We start from the raw sequence: 25,045 nt of genomic DNA, 5'->3' as shown, positions 1-25,045 counted from the left end.
TATGATCTTATAATTTTTGAATTATGAGCTGAAAAACGTCTACTCTTAAGCTTATTCTCAGCCCTATATAAAAGGATATGCTTTCAGTGTTAAGAATTCTTCAAATTTTTCGCAGAAAATCAGTTCATTGAAAAGTTCTTTTGCAAGGTTGAATTTTCCATTTTTAAAACGTTCTTCACCTACATATTTTTCTATTCGTTCTAATTCTTCAAATTCCCATTGAAGAACCATCTCTCTTGTCAGGGTTCTGTCATCATTTAAAAGCGCTTCATTTTTCAGCCACTGCCAGATTTGAGTTCTTGAAATTTCGGCAGTTGCTGCATCTTCCATTAAGTTATAAATGGCTGCTGCTCCAATTCCCATTAACCAAGATTCGATATAAAGAATTCCGACATTAATGTTTTTTCGGACACCTTTTTCAGTAATATCACCTTTTGGAATTTCCAACAGATCATTTTCTGTAATCTGATAATCAAATTTTTTATCAATCTGATTTTTCAAAGGCATATATTGATCAAAAATGTCTTTAGCCACAGAAACCAAAGCCGGATGTGCCACCCACGTTCCGTCGTGACCGTTTTTTACTTCTCTTTCCTTATCATTTCTGACTTTTCCAAAGGCAATACTGTTCGCCTCATAATCATTTTTTATAGGAATTTGTGCTGCCATTCCGCCGATTGCATGAACGTTTCTTTTATGGCAAATTTCGATAACCCTTTTTGAATAAGCACTCATAAATGGTGAGAGCATGGTAACCTGATCCCTGTCCGGAACGATAAATCCCGGAAGATTTCTGAATTTTTTAATAAAAGAAAAAATATAATCCCATCTTCCGCAGTTCAAACCAGAGCTGTGTTCTTTGAGTTCAAATAAAATTTCATCAATTTGAAAAGAGGCAGTAATGGTTTCAATCAATACAGTTGCCTTGATTGTTCCTTGTGAAATTCCGAGATAATTTTGTGAAAAAACAAAAACTTCATTCCACCAGCGGGCTTCTTTATAATGTTCTAACTTCGGAAGGTAAAAATAAGGACCGCTTCCATTTTCCAACAACTGTTTTACATTTCTGAAAAAGTAAATTCCAAAATCAATTAATGAAGCAGAAGTTTCCTCTCCATTAATTTCAATATGCTTTTCATTCAAATGTAAGCCTCTGGGACGAACTAAAAGAACCGCGGGGTTTTCATTTAACTGATAAGATTTTCCCTGCTCATTTTTAAAATCAATTTTTCGGTTAACTGCATCAGAAAGATTAATTTGTCCTTCCATACAATTTTTCCAGGTTGGAGAATTACTGTCTTCAAAATCTGCCATAAAAGTTGATGCACCGGAATTAAGAGCATTAATGATCATCTTCCGATCGACAGGTCCTGTAATTTCCACTCGTCTGTCCAGCAAATCATCAGGAAGCGGAGCGCAAAACCAATTTCCATTTCTGATTTCTTCCGTTTCAGCTAAAAATTTCGGAAGGTTTCCTTTATCAAACTCCTCCTGAACTTTTTTTCTTTCATCTAAAAGCCCAATTCTCCTTTGATTAAAATTCTGATGAAGCTCAACCAAAAAATCGATTAAATCATGTGTAAAAACTTCTTCAAATTGCTGTTGTACTTTTATTTCCAATTGAGTTTTGGTTTTCATAATGTATTGATTTTGTGATTCGACATTACAAACTTAAATAAAAATTTTCACAAATAGCGAACGTTCGCTAATTTATTTTTAAAATTTATTATGCGAAAAATCGCTTCTAAATATTATATTTGAACTATGAATTCTGACAGTGACTTTATCAAAACGGTTTTCGGGCTAAAACTGAAGCAACAAAGACAAAAGAAAAATTGGTCTCTGCAAGACCTTGCCGTGAAGACAGGTTTGTCAAAATCTTATCTCAATGAAATTGAAAACGGCAAAAAATATCCGAAACACGATAAAATCATTCAGCTTTCAGAGTCTTTGAATTGTACGTTTGATGATTTGGTTTCCACAAAACTTGATAAAAGCCTGGCTCCTTTTAATGAAATTCTGCAATCAGATTTTTTTAAAGAAATACCTTTAGACCTTTTTGGTATTAATAAAAATAATCTCATCAGCATCATCAGCGACGCACCGAAAAAGGTGACCGCTTTTATCAATGCACTGATTGAAATCTCGCAAAATTATAATTTGGGAAAAGAAAGGTTTTACTTTGCTGTTTTACGTTCCTTTCAAGAATTATATGATAATTATTTTCCGGAAATTGAGGAAAAAGTATTTCAATTTGCCAAGGAAAATCAATTAGAAATCAGTAAAAACTTACAGCCTGATGTTTTAGAAAATATTTTGACCGAAAAGTTTAATTATATTATTCAATCAGAGGATTTTGAACAGTATGGTACATTAGACAATCTTCGTTCATTATTTATTCCAGAAAAAAAATTACTGCTTTTAAATAAAAAATTAGAACGGGATCAGAAAACGTTTATTCTGGCCAAAGAAATAGGCTTCAATGTTTTGGAATTAAAAAATCGTCCAAATACCTATTCATGGCTGGACTTTGGGAGTTTTGAAGAAATTCTGAATAATTTCTACGCTTCTTATTTTGCCGGAGCCTTATTAATTTCAAAGGAAAAAACGATTGAGAAAACTTCAGATTTTTTTCTCCAAAACGATTGGCAACCCATCAATTTTGAACATTTAATTGAAAGTTTTACTAATTCACCCGAGACTTTTTATTATCGATTGACCAACATTCTTTCTTCTGAACTGGGGATTAAGGATTTATTTTATTTATGTTTAGTTAAAAAGAAAAATACAGATAAAATACAGATTTTAAAGGAATTACACCTTAATCATCAGCAAGCTCCGCATGCAAATGCAACAAATGAACATTATTGCAGAAGATGGATTGCCGTGAAAAACCTGGCGCATTTAAAGGAAAATGAGGCATTAACTGATGCTCAAATTTCACATTATAAAGATCAGGGCGTAAGTTACCTGGTAATTTCCACATCACAGAAAAATCCATTTTCTGACGGAAGCAACAGGAGTTATTGTTTGGGAATTTTACTGAATTCCCAGACGATCAGGAAAATTAATTTCATCAAATCTTCGACTTTGAAAACGATTAATGTAGGTGTGACGTGTGAGTCCTGCAGTATCGCGGATTGTGAAGTAAGACAGGCTCCGCCGATACGCCTGGAAAAGGAATATTTTAATTTGAGTATGAAAAACGCAATTGAAAAATTGAGAAAAAATGTTTCTTAAACTAAATATATAAAAACTCTCAGCTAATTTATTATATTAGCTATCATAAATACACAAATGATTTTAGATATTTTCTTTCCAAACCGTTGCATCAACTGCAACCGAATTATTGATGCTGACTTATTGGTCTGTAATCTTTGTTTTGATCAAATTCATTTTACTCATTTCAATTACTTTGGAGACAGCCAAATAAAAGAAAAATGCAAATTGCTTTTTCCTGTTGAAAATACTTTTGCTTTAATGCAATTTGAAGAAGAAAATTTGAGTCGGAAAATTATTCATGAATTAAAATACAGAAGCCGGGAAAAAGCAGGAAAAGTTTTAGCTGATTGGACAACTGAACGCTTAGATTTTAAAGGAGAAAAACCAGATTTGCTGGTTTCCGTTCCTTTACATCCGAAAAAAGTGAAGGAAAGGGGTTATAATCAGTTACATATATTTACTGAAGAATTGTCAAAATTTTATAATATCCCTTTTGACCATACCCTGATTAAAAGAAACCATTACTCAAAAGCACAAGCCTTGAAAGATAAGCAACATCGCCAGGAAACTGAAAATACATTTTCTATCACACAAAATATATCGGGAAAACATGTCTTATTAATTGATGATGTGTTTACCACCGGAAATACGTTAGCAACAATTGCTTGGGAAATTTTGAATGCCGGTAACAACAAAATAAGTGTTTTGATTATGGCAATAGATGAATAGCCTTACACTCGTTTAATTTTTATACTTATTACAGATCTTTTTCTTAATTTTCCTGCAAACTAGTAATTATGGAAAATTTGATTGTATTGCATGGGCTTTAGGTCACTGCACTATTTTTGACCCTTTAGAGAAGAACTTTCAAAATATTTTACAATTCACATACCTTTATTTTCAGGACACGGAAATACAGAAATTCCGGAAAATGGAATTACAATTGAAAAGTATACCTGGAAATTAAAAGAATATATTGAAAAAGAAAATTTAAACAATGTTTACATTTTTGGCCACAGTATGGGTGGTTATGTTGCGCTATACTATGCCTTGCAACATCCTTCAACTATACATTCATGACTTTGGGAACAAATTTGATTGGACGGAAGAGCAGGCTTTGAAAGAAACTGAGCTGTTGAATCCTGATATTATTGCTGGAAAAATTCCGAAATATGCTGAATTGCTGGAAGATCAACACGGCTCAAAATGAAGAAAATTACTGCCTGCGATTGCTGAAATGATGATTTCTTTAAGTAAAAATCTACCTTTAAAAGATAATTTACAGAAGATAAATATCCCTGTCCAGATTATGGTCGGCGATAAGGATAATATGGTAACACTTGAGGAAAGCATTCAGATTTACAAAAATTTCCCAAACGCAAAATTGACCGTACTCCCAGATACAAAGCACCCAATGGATAAAGTACGACCCAATTTATTATTAAGCCTCATGAAGGATTTCTGGAATCTCTTTTAAATTACCTTTGAAGCTTTTCTCCGTAACTTAAATCTCCTGCATCTCCTAAACCGGGAGTAATGTAACCTTTTGAAGTCAGTTGTTCATCGATTGCCCCAACCCAAATTTTAGCATTTGGATAAGCTTTTTCAATAGTTTCAACACCTTGTCTTGAAGCAATTGCAGCTACCACGTGAAGTTGAGCCGGATTTCCATTTGTCAATAAATCCTTGATAGCTTCAATTAAAGATGCTCCTGTTGCCAACATTGGATCTGCAACAATTAATGGTCTTCCTTCAATATTCGGGCAAGTCAAATAATCTTGTTTAATCGAGAAATAATCATTAGCATCATGTTTTCTATAAGCAGCAACAAAACCGCAATCTGCTCTGTCAAAATAATTTAAAATTCCTTGAAACAAAGGAACCCCCGCTCTCAAAATAGTTGTAATAACAGGCTGAACGGCAATTTCTTTAGCTGTAATCGTATCCAAAGGTGTTTGGATTTCCATTTCCTTTTGTTCCAGTTCTTTACTGATTTCGAAAGCCGCAATTTCTCCAATTCTTTCCATATTTCTACGGAATCTCATTCTGTCATGCTGAATTTCGACATTTCGAAGTTCATTAATCCAAGAATTAACTAAAGAAAAGTTTTGAGATAAAATGGTAAGCATAAAGATATTTTAATTTTATTTTAAGGAGGTTGGTTACTTTAAATCCGCTACAAAATTACAAATTTGATGTTGAAACTAAAGAGAAATAAATATAAGTTTCCAAACTACCTGTTAAATAAATATTTCAACAAAGATGAAAAGCCTTATTCTCGGAAAAATAGCTCCTGAGTTCATGAAAGATGAAACTCTACCTGAGCTTTTAGCTGTTACCTTTAATACATACAAAGATAAAACCGCATTCGTTTTCAGAGATAAAAAACTGACTTATAAAGAATTGGATAACTGGAGCAACGCCATTGCATTACAACTTCAGAATAAAGGAGTAAAACCTGGCGACCGCGTAGGAATATGGTATCCGAGAAGCCTGGAACTTCCGGTTGCAATCCTTGGAATTTTGAAGGCCGGAGCTGCTTATGTTCCGCTAGACAGAGAAATGCCGGAAGACAGAATTAAAAAAGTCTTTACAGATATTAATGTTAAGACTTATTTTTCGGATACCGATGCAAATATCCATTGCCATCCTTTGCAAATTATTGATCAGCCGGAAAGTGAGGTTGCCTCTTTATCTATTATTAATTCACCCGATAATTGGGCCTACGTTTTATTTACTTCCGGCAGTACGGGAAATCCGAAGGGAATTCCTATCTCCCATCGAAATATCTGTCATCTCATCAGGTCTGAAGAAGATTTTATAAAGATTAAAGATACTGACATCGTCTATCAGGGTTTTTCAGTTTCCTTTGACATGTGGTGTGAAGAAGTTTGGATCAGCCTTTTTTCCGGAGCCGCCATCTGGATTGCAGATGCGACTACGGTAAAAGCAATCGATGAATTAAGCGAAATTTTAGCCCAAAATAACATTACCGTTCTTCACGCCGTTCCCAGCATTTTAGCTATTATTGATGAAGTTCCTTCCATTCGGCTTGTCAATACGGGCGGAGAAGCCTGTACAAAACAGGTTCAGGAGAAATGGGCAAAACCTTACAGAACATTCATCAATAGTTATGGACCGACAGAAACAACGGTTTCTTCTAACATGGCTATATTAAACAATCATGAAGAATTGACTATCGGGGAACCTTTAGCTAATTACCATATCGCTGTTATAGATGAAAATATGAATATCGTTCCGAAAGGCGAAAGAGGCGAAATGGTAATTTCCGGACCGGGAGTAAGCAAGGGTTACTTTAATCTTCCACAACTTACCAAACAAAAATTTTTACCCAATCCTTTTGAAGAACTACCCGGAGATATAATTTATAAATCAGGAGATGCCGTTATTATCAGGGAAAACGGATTTATTGATTTCCAGGGAAGGATTGATGATCAGATCAAACTTCGTGGTTACAGAATCGAACTTGGTGAAATTGAATCAAGATTGAATCAGCTTACGAATGTTTCTTCTGCAGCAGTTGCCGTAAAAGAAGATTCCAACGGGCAGGGACAATTAGTAGGTTACACAGTGATGAACAATGAAGATTCTTTCGATGAAAACAAAATGCGGAAAGAACTTGCCAAATTTTTGGCTCCTTATATGGTTCCTATTTCGATAGTAAAAATGAAAGAAATGCCAAGGATGCCGAGCGGAAAAATCGACAGAAAAATGCTACCCATCCCTGAAAGCTTTACAGCTCATCAAAACAACGAGGAGATTACAATTGATCCCGAAACTTCTGTTGAGGACAAACTCCTAAAAGTTTTACATTGGGTCTTTCCCGGTAAGGAAATTAGCTTAAATGACGATTTTTTCACTGATCTTGGCGGTCATTCTTTATTGGCAGCAACAGTTGTTTCCCATTTAAGACAAAAAGCTGGGATTCCATATGCTTCTCTGAAAGATGTTTATGAAAACCGCCCACTTTCAAAGTATGCAGAATATCTTAAAAATAAACGGGAAGAAGGAAAACAGCAGGAACCTTTTCAAAGGGTCTCCACTTTACAATATTATTTGTGTAATATAGCTCAGACAGTATGTTTGTTAGCGATTTTTTCATTGCTAAGCTTACAGATATTTTTTCCATATCTAAGTTATTATTATTTTCAAATAAACGGTTATGGAACTTCGTTTGCGCTATTGAGCGCCGTTCTTTTGTATACATTAATCCCTCCCGTTTATTCGATCATTATATTACTGACAAAATGGCTGGTCATCGGGAAAATCAGAGAAGGAGATTATCCGCTCTGGGGATGGTATTATTTCAGATGGTGGTTATGGAAGACTGTCAAAAGGCTGATGCCTTCAGAATTTATTGTAGAAACACCTTTATATCCGAAATATTTGAGACTGTTGGGTGTGAAAGTTCATCCGAGCGCACAATTGAGTTTATTGCCTATCGCTGCGGAAGATTTGGTAACCATTGATGAAAATGTGAATACAAGTTCCGGATGCAGCATCGACAATGCTTCTGTAGAAAACGGTATTTTAAAAATAAGAAAAGTACATATAAAAGCTCATGCTTATTTAGGCTCCTCAGCTATTGTTTGCGGTGATACGATCATCGAAAAATTTGGAGAACTCCAGGATTTAAGCTGTCTTAATGAAGGAAAAAAAATCGGTTTCGGAGAAATCTGGAACGGAAGTCCTGCGGAGAAACTCAGAGTGAAACAAGGGGAAGAATTGGAGATTCCGAAGCTAAGTTCGGCAACCAAAAGGAACAGGTTTGCGCTTTTTTATTTATGTTCATTATTTTTCTTTCCTTTATTGATTGTTTTACCGTTAGCTCCTACTCTATACACTTTATACTATCTTGACGAGCGTGCTTCGGATTATAATTTTTCTTATTTATGGCAGGCTCCGATACTTTCAACGATATACATTCTTTTGTTTATCCTTATCGTGAGTTTAGCGACAAGGATTTTGCAGTATAAAATGAAACCCGGAATATATCCTGTTTACAGTTTTACATATTATAGAAAATGGGTGAAAGATCAGATTTTCAATTTATCCCTTCTTGTGGTGCATCCTATTTTTGCATCGATATACATCAGTAAGTTTTACAGAATGATGGGTTCCAAAGTCGGGAAAAATTCCGAAATATCAACAGCCAGCGATGTTTCTCATCATCTTTTAGAAATTGGAGAAGGTTCGTTCATCGCTGATGCCGTAATTCTTGGCGAACATGATGTAAGAAATGAAAAATTAATTTTAGCAGAAACCAAAATCGGGAATAACAGCTTCATAGGAAACAGCGGGCTGATTCCACAAGGATATGAGCTGGGTGACAATATGCTGATTGGTGTTTTAAGCAAAGCTCCAACAGAAGGGCAGCTTAAAAATTCTTCAGAAAAAGACTGGTTTGGATCTCCTCCGATAGGGCTTCCGATAAGACAAAAATCTGATGTGTTCAAAGATAGCCTCACGTATAACCCTCCACTTCACTTAAGAGCTGCAAGGGCTTTAGTAGAAGGAATAAGAATTATCCTCCCACAGAGTGTGGTTATTATATGCAGTGTTTTGTATATTGCTTATACCAGTAATTATCTGGAAGGAAAAATTCATTACCTCATATTGTTTTCACCTTTTTATTATTTAGGAATTGTAGCGCTTCCTTCTTTTTTCTTTACAGTTTTATTAAAATGGATTTTCATCGGAAAGTATAAAAAAACAGAAATACCGATGTACAGTTTAAAAGTCTGGCTGAGTGAAGGTATCACAACACTTTATGAAGCACTTCCCGTTCAGTTTTTTCTAGATTTTCTTCGTGGAACAATGTGGCTCCCTTTCTTCATGAGGTTTTTAGGCTTAAAAATTGGCAAAAAAGTTTGGCTTAACACAACTGATATTACGGAATATGACATGGTAACCATCGGTGATGAAGCAATGCTGAATGAAGATTGCGGCCCGCAAACTCACCTTTTTGAAGACAGAATTATGAAAATAGGAAGTGTGAAAATCGGGAAACAAACTACGATTAATTCAAGAACGATTATTTTGTATGATACTGAAATCGGGGATCACGTGAATATAGATGCACTTTCTCTGGTAATGAAGGGCGAAGTTTTATCTGATAATACATCCTGGCACGGAAGCCCAATTAGAGGAAAATAAGTTTTTATTTTTAACAAAAAAAATCGTAGTTTTTTTAATTTAAAATACAATTATGAATTACACAATCAGAAAAATAAAAATATCAGAAAATCTGGCTATCGTAGATGAATTAATGGGTGAACTTCACATTTCAGAAAAAGAAATGAACGAAAAAACTGCAGATTGGAATCTGATTCGGGAAAACTATTTACGTTTTATTGCTGACTGTGAAGAGGAAAATAACGGAACTTTTCTTATTGCGGAAATTGACAGTAAAGCTATCGGGTTTATTTTTGGATATATTGATGAAAAAGACGACAGCAATTTTGAGCTTGGAGATGCGGATGACCTTTATATTTCGGAAGGTTATGTAAAGAAAGAATTCAGAAAGCACGGAATTTATTCTGCCCTTAATAAAGTATTTGAAGAAACTTACAAGGCCTATGATATCCGAAAAATTTACCGATATACATTGTGTAATAATCATACAATGCAAAGCTGGTTGAATAAACAAGAGTATCAGCCTGTAAGATTAGTGTACGAAAAGTGGTTATAATTAAAAGATAATTTCTTCCAGGTTTAATTTATTTATTTCCCGCTCGGTTGCGATATAAGTAATAGAATTTTCAGAAATATCCAGTTTTTGCGTTACATAATTTTGATGATTAACCGTAACCATCTTTTTGTGTGCATCAATGGATTCTAGCTCCCGGGCAATTCCTAAACCTGAAGCTTTTAAAACGGCTTCTTTTTTAGTCCAGATTTCATAAAAAGCTGCCTGTTGATTTGTTTGTCTGTTAATAAATCGCTTTTCATCCGGATGTAAAAAATCATTGTATATTTTCCAATCTAAAGGTTTTACCGTTTCAGAATCAATTCCACATTTATCTTTTTGAACAGCACAAACAATGCACAAATTTTCATTGTGAGAAGTATTAAAATTAATTTCTAATCCTTTAAAATACGGTTTCGAAAAAGAGTCTTTGCTATACAGATTCCAAAAAAAATTCTGGTCAGGAAACATTTTTCTAACCAGAATTTCTAATAATAGTTTTGCAATTACCCTCGCTTTTCTATCATTTATATTTTTATATTTATTAACAGATTGCACCATATTTTCAGGAAGCAGCGAAAATAATCCTTCTATTCTTTCTGGATCATTTTTATCCAGAAAACTGTATACTGCCCAAACTTCCATGAGCAATTTTACTTTTGTCTGAAATATACTTCGATAGGGACTCCGGTAAACCCGAATTCTTTTCTCAACTGGTTTTCGGTAAATCTCTTATAAGGTTCTTTTACATATTGCGGTAAGTTACAGAAGAATACAAATTGCGGTGACGGCGTTGGCAGCTGTACGCAATATTTGATTTTAATATACTTCCCTTTATTTGCCGGTGGCGGAGTTTGCTCAAAAATAGGAAGCATTACTTCATTTAATTTTGAAGTTTTGATTTTCTTCTTACGATCTTCATACACCGTCATTGCTACTTCTACAGCTTTCAAAATTCTTTGCTTCGTCAAAGCTGAAACAAAAAGAATTGGAATATCGCTAAACTGCCCAATTTTATCTCTGATTGTCTTTTCAAAATCTCTTATAGTATTGGTTTGCTTATCTTCAATAAGATCCCACTTATTTACAACAATTACAATACCTTTTCTATTTTTCTGAGCCAGTCCGAAAATATTCATATCCTGAGATTCCCAGCCTAAAGTAGCATCTACCATGATAATTACAACATCTGAAAATTCGATAGAACGTATGGAACGCATTACAGAATAGAATTCCAAATCTTCGTTTACTTTAGATTTCCGTCTCATACCGGCAGTATCTACCAATACAAACTCATGTCCGAATTTATTGTAAAGCGTTTGGATACTGTCTCTTGTAGTTCCTGCAACATCTGTAACAATATTTCTGTCAGCATCAAGTAAAGCATTCGTCAAAGTAGATTTTCCTACATTCGGACGGCCTGCAATTGTGATTTTTGGCAATCCTTCAAAAGGATCTTTATATTCAGTCGTTGGAAAGTCTTTAACAATATCATCTAAAATTTCTCCTGTCCCTGAACCGGTTGCAGAAGATAAGGTATAATATTTTTCGATTCCCAATTGATAAAATTCTGTAGCAGCCAATTCTTCCTTAGCAGAGTCTACTTTATTGATAACGATATATACAGGCTTTTTTGATCTCCTCAACATTTCGTGGATTTCATAATCTGTATCTGTGAGCCCTTCTTCTACATTCAACATAAAAATAATAGAAGTCGCTTCATCAATAGCCAACTGAACCTGTTTTGAAATTTCTCCCTGAAAAACATCATCATTATTTACATCATAACCTCCTGTATCGATAACAGTGAAGTCTACCCCATTCCAATCTGATTTTCCGTAATGACGGTCTCGGGTAACACCTGCAGTAGAATCTACGATAGCCTCTCTTCTTTCCAGTAAACGATTAAAAAGTGTGGATTTTCCTACGTTGGGACGCCCAACAATTGCGACAATATTCGACATAAAAATGTTTAATAAATAATTATTAATGGGTTTCTCCAACTTTTGGAGCCCAATTTTTTGCAAAGATAAGGTTTTTATAATTTAAACATTAAAACTCTAAGTATTTGAAAAATATTTTTTGAAAATTAATACTTTGTGTATCAGTATAATCAGGTTTTTCTTTAAGATTTTTCTTTATTTTTTCATAAAACGTTTTTTTAAATAAATAAAAATTTTATAAATTTGCACCACCAAAAATAAAGACCTATAGTGTAACGGTAGCACTCCGGTTTTTGGTACCGTCAGTCGGGGTTCGAATCCCTGTGGGTCTACATAAAACCTTGTTAATCGATTGATTTTCAAGGTTTTTTATTTTTTTACTCCTGAATTTGTTACCGACTTGAAATATTTTAACTTATTTGAACATATTTTAATTTAATTGAATCTTAGCATCGGAAATAATGTCCGTTGCTTTCAAAATAATTAAATACTATGCTCCGTGTGGTTGTGCTCCAATCAATCACAACCCAATTAGGAATATTAAACGTATCATCTTCGTACAGCCATTGTACAAAATCTTCATCACTTCCGTACTCACCGTAATAAAAATTGTTTACATATTCATATAGGCTTTGAAAATCCATTTTACCTAAACAATCTAAACATGCTTCGTAAACCTATACATCACTGGGTTGGGAATAGGAGATATGTTTATACACAATGTAAATGGTGTTATTAATGTTAAAACTCAAAAAAATATAGACGAAGTGATTTTATATGATTCAATGTCATTTATGATTTTGCTAATACTTATAATTGATACCCACAAACTATTTTTTTTAAAATTTGTTCATAAAAAGCAATACTTAACCATACTATCTACATATAATTGGGAATTATTAAAATATAGAAAAACTCAAAATATATAAGGAAGATCAATTAAATAAAATACTTTATTTCTCTAATGCTATGTGATTTATTTTTATATTTGATAGAATAATCAGATAAAGTCATGGGATATTATTTAATTAATAGCAGTGAGATCAATCAGCCTTTTTCTGTATATGTCGATAGATTAGAAGATTTAATATATCATGTTGAGGGTGATATAGATGATGCTATCATTGTATCAGGCTCTATAGATTCAGCACCATTTTTTTTAAAAGATTCAAAAGAATATAAAAATTTATGTAATGAAAGGTTCAGAAATGGACTTCGGGCACAGGAAATATTTGAAATGGAAGCCAGAAGACTACAATTCATGGTTGAAGCTATTCCCCAAGACACTGAAAGTTTTTCAAACTATAATATTATAGATTCCTTTTCTGTAAAAAGAGCTGATTTTGTAATTAAAAATTGTAAGGATATTGAAGTAGATGTAAAATGTCTGTCATTTTATAAGATTAAGGAAACATCATACTTTTATATTAGATATTATGAATTAATGAAGTTTGAAAGGATGAATAGTCTAATCGATAAGAAAACAGTCTTAGCAATATTCGATCAAAGTAAGATTAAATCTGATGAACAACAACATTTAAGAATGATTGAATTGTCTACCATATTCAAAGAAAATAATAGATCAGTAATCTATGATGAAAATACCAAATGTTTTAAAATACCACTGGATTTAACAACTACTGGATTTGAAATTTTAGAAAATTATAGAATAAATAAACAGTTGTATTAAATTTAAAATTAGTAGTTTTTTCATCATCAATATTTTCTCAATATCAACTGTACAATACATAACATGATAGTTTAAAATCAAATAATTCAAAAATATTGGTTCCCACTAACAATGCAACAAACTCTAAACAAAAGTTAATTGTTGAAACACGAAAAATAGAAACTGATAAAGATCAAAAACCCGATTTTACTGAATCGAGTATTATTGCACCTGCTATAATTGCTGCCTTAATTACCCCTATGAACAAAGAATTTGTTACATAGCACTAATACATACCATAAATTTATTTCATAATTCATCATAATCTCCCAGACATTGTTTATTAAGAAAATTTAAAAACGTCAAGTTTTGTCGCTACTGCCATTTACATTTGTTTTTAGAAACGTTTGAGAAACGTAAATAACTAAAACATGATTTTATGGAAAATATTTTAGACGACATTGAAGATTTTGACGAAGAAAGTAAAAGAATACTTCGGGGAAGTCGTATCATACAATTTGCAGAACTTGAAAAAGGAATTTATGGAAGTGGCAAAGACCCTTTTGAAGGGATAAGAACCAACAAAACATTTGATGAAATCTCCAATGAATATGCATTAAGTACACCTTTTGGAAAAAATAGTGTTTTTTACAAACCTACAACTGAAGATTATGATGCTTTATCCCAAAATTTTTATACAGGTGGGATTAACTATGAACTTCTTGCAAAAGATTTAAAAGAAAAGTTAGGACTGATAAAAAGCTTTTTATTTGAGCCAGAAAAATATCTATTGGAAGATAAAACCATTTATTCAGGCTCTTCCTCGTTTAATACTCCAGTATTCAGTAGTATTAAAAATAACAAACCTTTTATATATAAAAAGAATGATAAAGAAATACAGGCTATTTTTGATTTATCCAAACTGAATACCAGAAAGAATTTATTGAGTAACACTTATAATTTTGGGATATATTTTGACAATTATAAAGTAACCTATAATCTTAACTTTATATATAAAGATGGAGAGGATAAGAAATTCTCTGATGCACAAACGGATGCAACTGAAAGTCCTTACGATTTCAAGCTGAATGATGAATATATTGCAATTAAACTTTATACAGGGAATGCAGAAACTTTCATTGAATTTTTAAGAATTATAAAAGGTAATTCACAAGCCGAACAAATGAAAAATGATATTATCCGATATTATAAACATTTTTTTGCAACAGCTAAAAGCAACCCTGATATTATAGATGCTTTATATGAAAATATCCCTGATTTTGTTTTGGAAGTCCTTACAGATGAAATGCTTTGGAAGGATTTTGTTTCTCTTTCTGAAAAAGCTATTGATACAACTGGCACCAATGAAAACCTTTCAGTCATTAATCTGTTAAAAGGTGTAAAAAATGGTGTTTGGTGGAGCACACAGGTTAATAACAATCCTAATGTAGTAAGAAAAGTTTTGAATAAACTTGAGAATAAATATCTTGAAGATTTTATTATTGAATTAACAAAAGTGGGAATTAATGCTTGGAAAGATTCTGACTATCAAAATGCAATAACCTATTCTCTCGAAATGAAAGACACATTGAAAAATGGTGTTGTTGAAAACAGATTTGTTTATTGGAGCGGATTTTTGGAAAAAGAAAAGAAATTTGAAGTTGGTCTTACTATTCATTCTTATGAAAATGGGAATCAAGCTCCTTCGGAAAGTGGTTCAGAAACATTGGGCATAAATGACGCCTTTACTCCACTGAGAATATCAGATGAAAAGGAAGATTATTTTATACCTACAATTGTGGCGAATTATTTCACTGAAAAGCAAATTGAAAATGACAGATGGACAATTTTAGAGAATATTACAGCAGGGTTACTACCTGAATTTGAATTAATTGCCTTTAGGAATTTTTCTTCTTTAATTTCAAAATTAAGATATTCCAGATATTTAAAGGTTTTGGGAGAAAATCCTGCGTTTCAGAAAATATTAGTTGAGCTTTCCAGCACAAGGTATATGGCAAAATATTTATCTTTGGAAGAGGAAGCCGTTTTGAGGTTTTATACCACAAATGCAGGTTACAAAAACTTCAATAAAGCATTACGAGGGGAAATTGCAATGACAGAAGAATTTAAAATGCAAAAAGAGCTAATGAACAAAGCGTTGGATAAGTTACCAAAATACCATTCTGAAAGTTTGTTGTATAGAATTGAGAATCTTACGACAAAACAAATAGATGAATATTATAAGATAGGAAAAACTATTGAGAATAAGCATTTTACCTCTAGCACTTATGATATGGATGCAATCGCAAAGGCAATGAGAGAAAGACCATATACGGTTTTAGTGCAAATTAAAGGTAAAAATGGGAGATTAATCGAAGAGCTATCTACATTATCTCCCGAGAAAGAAATTTTATTTAAATCAAATTGTAAATTTTATGTAGAAAAAATATCAAAAACTACTAATCCTGATACTTTAGGACCGATTCTAACCATTAAATTAAGTGAAAAATGAATAGTTCAGAACAAAAATTAAAAAAATTAAAAGAAGAAAAAGAATCTCTTTCTTATTTATTTAAAAAAGATTTTGATTCTATTAATGAATTTAACAATTATAAAACAGAACATCAAGAAGATTTTGATAAATACAAAAAAATCAAAAAAGAAATTGAAAATTTGGAGTGGCAATTAATGACACCTCAAGAAAAACAAGAATATTTAGAATATCAAAACAAGATAAAAGAAAAATATTCTGATGATTAATTTATAAACTGCTCTTTTCGGGGCAGTTTTTGTATTTTTAGAATTGAAAATCTTACTCCAAAACAAGATAGATGAATATTATAAGATAGGAAAAACTATTGAAAACAAACATTTTACATCGAGCAGTTATGATGCTTTTGCAATTGGAGAGGCAATGAGAGAAAGACCATATTCTATATTAATAAGAATTGAAGGTAAAAGTGGAAGACTAATTGAAGATTTATCAACTCTAAAATCAGAAAAAGAAGTGTTGTTTAAATCAAACTCCAAATTTTATGTAAAAGAAATAAAAACAACCTCTAATCCAGCAGATTGGAGTTCCTCAATTAAAACAATAATATTAATCGAAAAATGAAAAATAAAAAATTAGAAACAGAAATAAAGAACTTAGAAGACAGAAGGAAGAACTATATCTATATAGTAGAAAAATTGAGTGATGTTAATCTTTCCGAATTAGAAAGAACAAATTTTATTAATGAAAATAAACAAAAAATTAATGAATTGAATAAATTATCAAAAGAAATTGCAGACTTAAGATGGCAATTAATGACACCTCAAGAACAAAAAGATTATTTAGACAAATATTCTGATGATTGAATTATAACCGCTTCCAAGGGAGCGGTTTTTAAAATTTTACATTACAAATGCTGGCTACAAAAACTTTAACAAAACATTGCGTGGAGAAATTGCGATAATGGAAAAGTATAAAGCATTTAAAGAGTTACTCAATAATGCTTTGAAGAAATTACCAAAAACAAGCTCATCTACTTTTTACAGGTTAGAAAAAATGTCTCCTGAAATGTTGAGTAAAGAATATGCAATAGGTAAGACAATTGAAAAGAAAGGCTTTACTTCTTCTACTTATGATTATATGGCTGTTGAAGAAATGATGGTTGATGATGCAGGTTTTAATGTGTTTATAAAAATTTCAGGAAAAAACGGCAAAAACATAGAAGCTACATCAAAAATACCTGCTGAAAGAGAGGTTCTTTTTAAAAGTAACACAAAGTTCTTTGTTGAATCTATCAACGAAGTTCCAAAGTCGTCAAATCCTGAAACTAAAATTTATCAAATAGTATTAATCGAAAAATAAATTATATGAATATCGAACAATTGAAGAAACAACTTGATGAAAAACAGTTAAGACATAAAGAATTATTTGATTTTTTATATTTTAAACAATTACCACAAGATGAATACGACAAATTCAATAAAGAAAACATCCATCTTTTTGAAGAATATAGAAAATTATCAGAAGAAATCAGGGCATTAAAACTGGAATTAATGACTCCCGAAGAAAAATTAGAATATTATCGCCAAAAGGAGTTGGCTAAAGAGAAATATAAAAACTCTTAACTAACAAAACCGCCCAAATATTTAGACAGTTTTTTAAATTATAGTGGTATCGTTGAAAATCAGTATAAAATTTATGGAAAGTAAAGAAAAAAAACAGAGATTAGAATTTCTATTGTCAAGAAATGAAGTTTTAAGAGAAAAATTATTTTTTGATGCACCAAAAGATATAGATAAATTTAAAAAAGATAATGAGATTGAATACAAAGAATACTACTCTAATGTAGAAGAAATTCGAAAATTGAAATTAGAATTAATGACTCCTGAAGAAAAATTAGAATACTATCGTCAAAAGGAGTTGGCTAAAGAGAAATATAAAAATTCTTAATTCCTTTCTTTAAATAATCAGCCTTGACCAAATTAAATTAGTCAAGGTTATTTTTTTAAATTGCATATTCGAACGCCAAAGACACAATTATGGTAATAGTAAATGTAAATAGATGAATATTATAAAGTAGGAAATACTATTGAAAACAAACACTTTACTTCAAGCACATATGATTATAAAGCTTTAAGAGACGCTGTTTTAAATAGACCTTTTACTGTAATTGTAAGAATAAAAAGTAAAAATGGTAGATTAATAGAAAAACTTTCAACATTAAAAACGGAAAGGGAGATTTTATTTAAGTCAAATACAAAATTTAGAGTTGAAAAAATTGGAAACACTCAAGACCCATATGATTGGATGAAGTTAGTAAAAGAAGTAATTTTAATTGAAAAATAAGCATTATGAATAATATAGATTTAAAGAAAGAACTCGAAAGTTTGGAAAAAGAAGAAGAAATCCTACTTACGAAGCATAAAGATAAACATTTTTCAAATATTTTGGAAGGAGAAAAATATATCAAAGAAAACCAAGTAGAATTACAAAGATTAAACATTATCCAAAAAAGGGTAAGAGAAATTAGGATTCAGCTAATGACACCCCAAGAAAAACAAGAATATTTAGAATATCAAAACAAGATAAAAGAAAACTATATCTATATAGTAGAAAAATTGAGTGATGTTAATCTTTCCGAATTAGAAAGAACAAATTTTATTAATGAAAATAAACAAAAAATTAATGAATTGAATAAATTATCAAAAGAAATTGCAGACTTAAGATGGCAATTAATGACACCTCAAGAACAAAAAGATTATTTGGATAAATATTCTGATGATTGAATTTTAACCGCTTCCAAGGGAGCGGTTTTTAAAATTTCACATTACAAATGGAGGATATAAGAACTTTAATAAGGCTTTACGTGGTGAAATGCAGATGACAGAATTTTACTGAATTGCAGAACGCAGGAAAAACTGATGAATCAAGCCTTAGACAAGCTTCCTGTCTATAAATCCGAAAGATTGTTTTATAGAATTGAAAATCTTTCGGAAGAGCAGATAACAAAATTTATAAAGTAGGAAAAACTATTGAAAACAAGCATTTTACTTCTAGTACTTGGTATGGATACAATTGGCGTAGTTATGAGAAATAGAGTTTATACAGTACTAATAAGAATAAAAGGTAAAAAATGGAAAAGTAATAAGATTTATCAGCTTTAAAATCAGAAAAAGAAGTCTTGTTTAAATCAAATCCCAAGTTTGAAGTAAAAGATATAAGAGAGTCAACTAGCCCTGAAGATTTTATTTCAAAAATTAAAACTATAAAATTAATAGAAAAATAACTGTTATGAATACAGAAGAATTAAAAATAGAATTATCAAAGTTAGAGAAATTTGTTAATGACAACCCTGAACTTCAAAAATTATTATTTGACAATCCGTTTTTGATGACAGAGCAATTTGAAGAAAATAATAAACAACAAATCAATAAGTTTTTGGAATCAAAGAAAAGAATTAGAGAAATAAAATTTCAATTACTTTCCCCTGAAGATAAAGTAGAATATTTAGAGGAGCAAAAAAAACTCAAAGAAAAACATTCTGGAAGTTAATCTACTATTTAATCTTATTGTGGTTATCACTATTTAATAAAACCACCGCAAATTGTGGTGGTTTTATTTAGCTTTATTATAGACTTTGCTCAGCGAGTAGTTTATTTTTCAATCTTTTTATAACAATTCTCTCCTTCATAATATCCAAAGCAAAGAACAATATTCTTATATTTTCTTTCAAAATAAGTTGTATAAGCCATATCAACATCCTTAACATCTTCTGGAAAAGAAATCAAATCTTTATCTAAATTTAAATAATATTCAGAAAATTTTATAGATAAATCTTTTAATTTATATTTTGATCTATAATCCAATCGTTTTTCACCTTTCTTATTGTATATAACTCTATTATAAATTCCATTTTTGTGAATTGTCAAAGTATCGTATGTATTCCTATATAATATGGGGGAATACTTTCCATATATATCTTCATCACTAATATTTTGACATGAAAATAAAAGTGGTAATAAAATTAAGCTAATAACCGTTTTCATACTTATAAATTATGGTGTTCCATTTTTAATATTTTAAATAAATATAACATTCCACATACTCACAAAACACTCTATGTATTTTTTAAAAATCTAGCAATCAAATATTTATAATATTTAAGTATATTTGCAGTATACCCTAAATTGTGAAATGAAAGTATTTTTGCAATAAAAATTATGACATTAAAAGTGAATTATTTTAAACAATTTAAACTTTTATTCTAAAAACCACAATTAAACCATTACTTAATTTAACACTAATAAAAATGAAAAAAAACATCTTATGGTTATCATTGATAACTTTTTCAAATTTCACATTTGCACAAGTAGGAATAAACACCCCTACACCTCAATCAACGCTTGATATTATAGCAAAAAATGCTACAGGCACTACTTCGACACCAGAAGGGCTCCTTATTCCCAGAGTAGACAGGCAGAGGGCACAATCCATGACAGGAGTTGCCAATTCCACATTAATCTATATCAATAGTATAGCTACAGGAAATATGACAGGTAATGCTGTAAATATAGATTCTATTGGTTATTATTACTATGATAATAATGTATGGAATAAAATGAATATTTCTGGCGAAAACATTTATAATTCAAACGGAACACTATCATCTAATCGAACCGTTAACCAAGGAGAGAGAACAATTACTTTTGCAGGAACCTCAACAAATGCATTTTCTGTAGATAATGCAACACTTTCCGTAGATGCGGCTACTCACAGAGTAGGTATTGGTACTATAGCTCCAAACAGTGATTTACAAGTTGTTGGAAATGAACTAAGAGTTGGTGGGCCAGCTTCTCAAACTGGAACTATTGCTAATCCTGTTTTAAGAATTCATTCAAATGCTAACGCAGATGGTTCTGGTGGCTCTTTATTATTCAGTGAAAATTCTCAAAATTTTGGATATTACATAAGACATAACACCGGCCCAGGTGATATATTTGGAAGAGATGGTTTAGCTATTGGCGCTGCCCAATCAGGTACATATCCCTATAACCCAGCAAAACCGGGAGTCTTTATAAGTGGTGATCAAAATGTGGGTTTTGGCACAGCAACCCCACAAGCTATGTTCCATATTGACGGTGCCAGAGATAATAATATTAATGAAGTACCAACAGCCGCACAACAACAAAATGACATAGTTGTTAACACTTCCGGTAATGTTGGAATAGGTACGACAGCACCTACAGAGTCTTTAGATACAACAGGAAGAGCAAGAATAAGAACCACAGATGTTGCAAATGGCACAACAGTTATTTCACCATTATATGTTGACCCGAATGGAGTTGTTGTTAAAAATTCGCCATCTTCGACGTTCGGAAGTCTTACATCATTTAGTTCAGGAAATATCAGTGCTGGCGGAACAGGTCAAATTACCAACACTTTGGTAAATGCAGCTTTATATAAAGCAATTATTACTGTTGGTGACAGCTGTGGAAATATTGGAGCAGCGGAATACTATATTTACAATCAATCGTTAAATAATTTTTATTCAATTAATGGCTTAGGAGGTATATTAACAGGCGGAACTACAGCAAAATCTCCTACATTTAACCAAACCTCAAGGGGTATAATTGCAACAACATGGACAGGCAAAGCTAATTGTACAGGTGGAGGAACAGGCATAGCTTTTAATCATACACTGACAGTTTTAGCACCGGGAATATTACAAGTGACAAATAATGGTGACATAAGTCTAAACTACAGATTAGTACTAACCAGAATTAATTAAAATATAAATTATATCAGGCCGTATTTGAATAAATATGGCTATTTTTAGCGCTCATCGCTATATAGAAGTCCTAAGACTGGAATCAAAGGAACAGGAGCTTCTCGTCCTTTTGTAGCAAAGCTAATGAGAGAACGAGGTTTGAAGTATTGTAACTTAAAAACTACCAATTGGCTACGCCGAACCACTTCGTTAGGTTTCATCTCATGGATATCCTGATGTGAAAAATTATTTGAATCAGGATTTTATGCTAAAAACAGTAAAAAAGTCTGGGTTTCTGATATTACCTATACCGGACCAGTTATTGATTGGTCTGCCAGAAAGGTTATAAGATATCGTTGAGTGAAACGATGAAAGCTCAGGATTCTCTGTTGCTGCCTTGAAAATGGCACGGCCCTGTTGTTTGAATATATAGAAACATTTTACAACACTCAGGGAAGACATTCGGCTTTAGAAATTTAACCATAAAAGAGTATCAAAATTTAATATTTAATCAATCTAAAAATAGACGACCAAGTATTATAACACTTACTCTCACTATCCCCAGGAAAAACCAAAAACCATACTCAAAACATTACAATTCGTTTACCCCAGAATTTCCCTGAATATTGGTTTAGGATTGGTATAAATGTGTCAGGGTATGATAGATTAGGAGATAAATTTGTAGTCTCAATTATTCGCTTCTGCCTGTAATATTTTTTTTCAAAAAAAGGGCTTATAAAAAACATATAAGCCCACAAAACACTAAGGAATGAAAAAAAAAATCCTTAGTACAAATTTAACCTCAATAATTATAAGTATCCTTACTGCATTCTTACTTAATTCAAAATCTGAGATTCTAATTTAGAAAAAATCATATTTAAGTTTTTAGTAAAAAATATAAATACCTACATCTTAAAGCTTTATATTTTTTTCACTAATAAGTAAACGAAATATTCGGAATAGAAATCCTGTTAAATACTATTTCATTTTCGATTAGATTATCTTTTAACTTAATTCTTAATAATAAATTTATCTGACTATCCGGTTGAGAGAAAGAAAAATAAATAATACGATTAATTTTTAACTGTAAAAAGTAGAATTATTATATATATTTCTACTTTTGAATGCTGGTTTTTATCTTCCTTACATACTAAAACAAATACTATACGCCTACTTCACATCTACTGCAATCAAAACAACAAAATACTATAAATCAACATATTAAAATCCTAAAGTAATAATGCAGTATACTTCATTTTCATTTATGGATGTAATTTTGCAATGAGAAAGTTAGCACATTATTAAAATACGAAATTAAAATTTATAGTATTAACATTTAGATTCTTAAAACACAAAAAAATTATTAAACACTGACAAAATGAAAAAGAACATTCTATTGTTATCAATGATAACATTTTCTTCTATGGCATTAGCTCAAATTGGAATCAATACATCAAACCCTCAGGGAGTTTTTCATATAGATGGAGCAAAAGACAATCCTGCAACAGGAATACCTACCTCTACTCAACAATTAAATGATTTTGCCTTACTTAATAATGGAAATGTTGGAATTGGAACGGTAGCTCCTACAAACAAGCTTGATATCCGTTCAACTACAAATGGAGCAGTAAAGATAGCTGATGGTACACAGGCTGCTAACAGAGTTTTAACATCCGATGCGAATGGTGTCGCAACATGGAAAGATATTCCCAGTTTTACTGACACAAGTATTTATGCTGGAAATGGTACATTAACTGGAAACCGTACAGTAGCACAGGCGGGAAATACTTTAGCATTTACAAGTACGGCTACTACGGGTACAAATCACTTTTCAGTCGATGGAAGTACATTTTCAGTTGATGCTGTAAATAACAGAGTGGGAATCGGAACAACAACTCCTAAAAATTTATTAGATTTAGGTTCAGGAAACGGCAAAAAATTAGCTTTGTGGAATAGTACGGCAGGTGATGATTTCTATGGATTGGGAAATGCTGCCAATGTATTGCAATTTTTCGCAGGGGCTCCTGCTACAGGCGATGCATTAATGACTTTAAATAAAAATGGAAGAGTTGGTATTGGTACTACATCACCCACAAACGTACTTGATGTTCGTTCAACAAGTAACGGAGCAATTAGAATTGTGGATGGGACACAATCAAATGGTGCAGTATTAACTTCAGATGCTAATGGAGTTGGAACATGGAAAAGAGCATCTGCACAAGTTGTAACGGGTATAACTGCGGGAGGGCTTGATATTCCTTTTGTTTCAGAAGCCCAATACAGATATACAGGTAACAGCATAACATTACCTTCTGGAAAATGGATGGTCTCAATTAATCAATTGGTAAGAGTTAGTGGAACATTAGCCAGTGGAGACTGGATGTTTTTAAGAAGTACATTTTCTGATGAAAATCTTACCACAGTTGGTCAGGTTAGCACACAATCTGCAGATGTAGTTGTAAGACCAACATTAATGAGCTTTCTAATTCAGGGTTCGAATACAGGTTCTAATAAATTTGATATAAAAACTGGAGATGTTCTTATAAATAATACATCAGCAGGTAATAAAACATATAGATATATTGTAGGAAACAGTATCGTTGGTGGAGCCCCTCCTGTTGCCACAAAGATATTGAGCTACGGTGGAGCATGGGCTGAAAGTGCCATCTTTGCAACAGCAATTAACTAAGATAATTTTATTACTATTTTATATAACATCTTGTTGAATTCATTTCTTCAAGGTGTTTTTTTATTTGAACATGTGTATAAACAAATAAGTAATGAAGTATTATACATTTCTTCTCAAAGTTAGAATATTGACACGACTTCCTACATTAAATATTGTGGATGCCCCAGAATACAGGAAGATCCGAATTTTCCCATGCTTTTCAGATTCAGTGATCCTGTTCAGGTTTCAAATATTTGCATATAAAAAAAATATTTTTATATTTGAAATAAGCATATTTTCCATATTTGGCTCTGTTTAAAGTTCAAATTAAAATATGCTTAAATAAACACAAAAACAACGAAAAAAAATTATGGAAACCCCCGACCCTGATGCCGCTTTCGGCACATCCAAACCTTTTGAATACTGGCTGAACGACCCCACCAATCCCATCGTATACTGCCTGCTCCAGCTCGACGGAAAGGATTTCCTCGCCAAAAACGGATATACGGTAGAGCTTATCCAAAAAACGGCAGACCACGACACCTTCTGTATCACCGTTTCAGATGATGCGTTAGA

At 31.9% G+C, this 25,045-nt stretch carries 25 protein-coding genes, 1 tRNA gene and 1 pseudogene; 21 read left to right on the top strand and 6 right to left on the bottom strand.

The features are described from left to right. Positions 1-63: 63 nt before the first annotated feature. Positions 64-1,638 carry a malate synthase A gene (gene aceB, locus ACM39_RS10680; RefSeq protein ID WP_048511037.1) on the bottom strand — a complete coding sequence of 525 codons (1,575 nt, stop codon included), beginning with the start codon at positions 1,636-1,638 and terminating at the stop codon, positions 64-66. Positions 1,639-1,764: 126 nt separating this feature from the next. Between aceB and ACM39_RS10675 the strand changes: the two genes are divergently transcribed. From ACM39_RS10675 to ACM39_RS10665, 5 genes are all read left to right on the top strand, one after another. Continuing rightward, positions 1,765-3,240, top strand: a complete 1,476-nt coding sequence (locus ACM39_RS10675; RefSeq protein ID WP_048511036.1) for a helix-turn-helix domain-containing protein — start codon at positions 1,765-1,767, stop codon at positions 3,238-3,240. A 57-nt stretch (positions 3,241-3,297) separates the two neighbouring features. Continuing rightward, on the top strand, positions 3,298-3,951 hold the full coding sequence (locus ACM39_RS10670) for a ComF family protein (RefSeq protein ID WP_048511035.1): 654 nt from the start codon (positions 3,298-3,300) through the stop codon (positions 3,949-3,951). A 153-nt stretch (positions 3,952-4,104) separates the two neighbouring features. Next, positions 4,105-4,302, top strand: a complete 198-nt coding sequence (locus ACM39_RS19615) for an alpha/beta fold hydrolase (protein ID WP_117590745.1) — start codon at positions 4,105-4,107, stop codon at positions 4,300-4,302. Beyond that, a complete protein-coding gene (locus tag ACM39_RS19105) occupies positions 4,220-4,432 on the top strand; it encodes a hypothetical protein (protein WP_131701443.1) in 213 nt (70 codons plus the stop codon). Before ACM39_RS19615 ends, ACM39_RS19105 begins: the two co-directional genes overlap by 83 nt. Positions 4,433-4,459: 27 nt before the next feature. Continuing rightward, positions 4,460-4,699, top strand: a complete 240-nt coding sequence (locus ACM39_RS10665; protein ID WP_048511034.1) for an alpha/beta fold hydrolase — start codon at positions 4,460-4,462, stop codon at positions 4,697-4,699. A 1-nt stretch (position 4,700) separates the two neighbouring features. On the opposite strand, the gene upp is transcribed toward ACM39_RS10665, so the two are convergent. Then, positions 4,701-5,351: a uracil phosphoribosyltransferase gene (upp, locus tag ACM39_RS10660; protein ID WP_048511033.1), complete on the bottom strand. Its 651-nt coding sequence runs from the start codon at positions 5,349-5,351 to the stop codon at positions 4,701-4,703. 133 nt (positions 5,352-5,484) lie between these two features. Here upp and ACM39_RS10655 point away from each other — a divergent pair, with 133 nt between their 5' ends. Together ACM39_RS10655 and ACM39_RS10650 are read left to right on the top strand one after the other, a co-directional pair. Further along, positions 5,485-9,399 (top strand): Pls/PosA family non-ribosomal peptide synthetase, encoded by a 3,915-nt coding sequence (locus ACM39_RS10655; RefSeq protein ID WP_048511032.1) that lies wholly within the window; start codon positions 5,485-5,487, stop codon positions 9,397-9,399. Between the two features lie 52 nt (positions 9,400-9,451). Beyond that, positions 9,452-9,934, top strand: coding sequence for a GNAT family N-acetyltransferase (locus ACM39_RS10650; protein ID WP_048511031.1), 483 nt, complete (start codon positions 9,452-9,454; stop codon positions 9,932-9,934). Here the strand turns inward: ACM39_RS10650 and ACM39_RS10645 are convergent, their stop codons facing one another. Beyond that, entirely contained in the window at positions 9,935-10,576 is a 642-nt protein-coding gene (locus ACM39_RS10645) for a 4'-phosphopantetheinyl transferase family protein (RefSeq protein ID WP_048511030.1), read from the bottom strand. It lies immediately after the preceding gene. An 8-nt stretch (positions 10,577-10,584) separates the two neighbouring features. Continuing rightward, on the bottom strand, positions 10,585-11,895 hold the full coding sequence (der, locus tag ACM39_RS10640; RefSeq protein ID WP_048511220.1) for a ribosome biogenesis GTPase Der: 1,311 nt from the start codon (positions 11,893-11,895) through the stop codon (positions 10,585-10,587). A 240-nt stretch (positions 11,896-12,135) separates the two neighbouring features. Here der and ACM39_RS10635 point away from each other — a divergent pair. Beyond that, positions 12,136-12,206 (top strand) — tRNA-Gln (locus tag ACM39_RS10635). Positions 12,207-12,320: 114 nt separating this feature from the next. On the opposite strand, the gene ACM39_RS10630 is transcribed toward ACM39_RS10635, so the two are convergent. Next, positions 12,321-12,518: a hypothetical protein gene (locus tag ACM39_RS10630; RefSeq protein ID WP_048511029.1), complete on the bottom strand. Its 198-nt coding sequence runs from the start codon at positions 12,516-12,518 to the stop codon at positions 12,321-12,323. 368 nt (positions 12,519-12,886) lie between these two features. Here ACM39_RS10630 and ACM39_RS10620 point away from each other — a divergent pair, with 368 nt between their 5' ends. From ACM39_RS10620 to ACM39_RS10575, 10 genes are all read left to right on the top strand, one after another. After that, the gene (locus ACM39_RS10620) at positions 12,887-13,564 is read left to right on the top strand and encodes a hypothetical protein (RefSeq protein WP_048511027.1); all 678 of its coding nucleotides are present in this window, start codon (positions 12,887-12,889) and stop codon (positions 13,562-13,564) included. A 418-nt stretch (positions 13,565-13,982) separates the two neighbouring features. Beyond that, positions 13,983-16,055, top strand: coding sequence for an ADP-ribosyltransferase (locus ACM39_RS19450; protein WP_228377101.1), 2,073 nt, complete (start codon positions 13,983-13,985; stop codon positions 16,053-16,055). Then, on the top strand, positions 16,052-16,303 hold the full coding sequence (locus ACM39_RS10610) for a hypothetical protein (RefSeq protein ID WP_048511026.1): 252 nt from the start codon (positions 16,052-16,054) through the stop codon (positions 16,301-16,303). Before ACM39_RS19450 ends, ACM39_RS10610 begins: the two co-directional genes overlap by 4 nt. Positions 16,304-16,346: 43 nt before the next feature. Further along, positions 16,347-16,658: an ADP-ribosyltransferase gene (locus ACM39_RS10605; protein WP_053073321.1), complete on the top strand. Its 312-nt coding sequence runs from the start codon at positions 16,347-16,349 to the stop codon at positions 16,656-16,658. Next, on the top strand, positions 16,655-16,900 hold the full coding sequence (locus tag ACM39_RS10600) for a hypothetical protein (protein WP_048511025.1): 246 nt from the start codon (positions 16,655-16,657) through the stop codon (positions 16,898-16,900). The genes ACM39_RS10605 and ACM39_RS10600 overlap by 4 nt, the downstream gene beginning before the upstream one ends. A gap of 40 nt (positions 16,901-16,940) precedes the next feature. Beyond that, on the top strand, positions 16,941-17,396 hold the full coding sequence (locus tag ACM39_RS10595; RefSeq protein WP_082140569.1) for an ADP-ribosyltransferase domain-containing protein: 456 nt from the start codon (positions 16,941-16,943) through the stop codon (positions 17,394-17,396). Between the two features lie 5 nt (positions 17,397-17,401). Further along, on the top strand, positions 17,402-17,659 hold the full coding sequence (locus tag ACM39_RS10590) for a hypothetical protein (RefSeq protein WP_048511023.1): 258 nt from the start codon (positions 17,402-17,404) through the stop codon (positions 17,657-17,659). Between the two features lie 73 nt (positions 17,660-17,732). After that, positions 17,733-17,984 (top strand): hypothetical protein, encoded by a 252-nt coding sequence (locus ACM39_RS10585; protein WP_131701442.1) that lies wholly within the window; start codon positions 17,733-17,735, stop codon positions 17,982-17,984. A 401-nt stretch (positions 17,985-18,385) separates the two neighbouring features. After that, positions 18,386-18,820: a hypothetical protein gene (locus ACM39_RS10580; protein ID WP_048511021.1), complete on the top strand. Its 435-nt coding sequence runs from the start codon at positions 18,386-18,388 to the stop codon at positions 18,818-18,820. A gap of 505 nt (positions 18,821-19,325) precedes the next feature. Further along, on the top strand, positions 19,326-19,586 hold the full coding sequence (locus ACM39_RS10575; protein ID WP_048511020.1) for a hypothetical protein: 261 nt from the start codon (positions 19,326-19,328) through the stop codon (positions 19,584-19,586). A gap of 101 nt (positions 19,587-19,687) precedes the next feature. Here ACM39_RS10575 and ACM39_RS10570 read toward each other — a convergent pair whose 3' ends face one another. Continuing rightward, entirely contained in the window at positions 19,688-20,080 is a 393-nt protein-coding gene (locus ACM39_RS10570; protein WP_048511019.1) for a hypothetical protein, read from the bottom strand. 263 nt (positions 20,081-20,343) lie between these two features. On the opposite strand from ACM39_RS10570, the gene ACM39_RS10565 reads away from it, so the two are divergent. The 3 genes and pseudogenes from ACM39_RS10565 to ACM39_RS10555 all read left to right on the top strand — a co-directional run. Next, complete coding sequence (locus tag ACM39_RS10565) at positions 20,344-21,822, top strand: hypothetical protein (RefSeq protein ID WP_048511018.1); 1,479 nt, start codon at positions 20,344-20,346, stop codon at positions 21,820-21,822. Between the two features lie 1,357 nt (positions 21,823-23,179). Further along, positions 23,180-24,490, top strand: coding sequence for a hypothetical protein (locus ACM39_RS10560; protein WP_131701441.1), 1,311 nt, complete (start codon positions 23,180-23,182; stop codon positions 24,488-24,490). Positions 24,491-24,839: 349 nt separating this feature from the next. Beyond that, positions 24,840-25,045, top strand: a pseudogene (locus ACM39_RS10555) (Rhs element Vgr protein); the annotation flags it as partial.

Source organism: Chryseobacterium sp. FH2 (genome assembly GCF_001045455.1).
Lineage (GTDB): Bacteria > Bacteroidota > Bacteroidia > Flavobacteriales > Weeksellaceae > Chryseobacterium.
The sequence above is the reverse complement of the archived record's forward strand: the minus strand, read 5'-3'. Positions and strand labels throughout refer to the sequence as shown.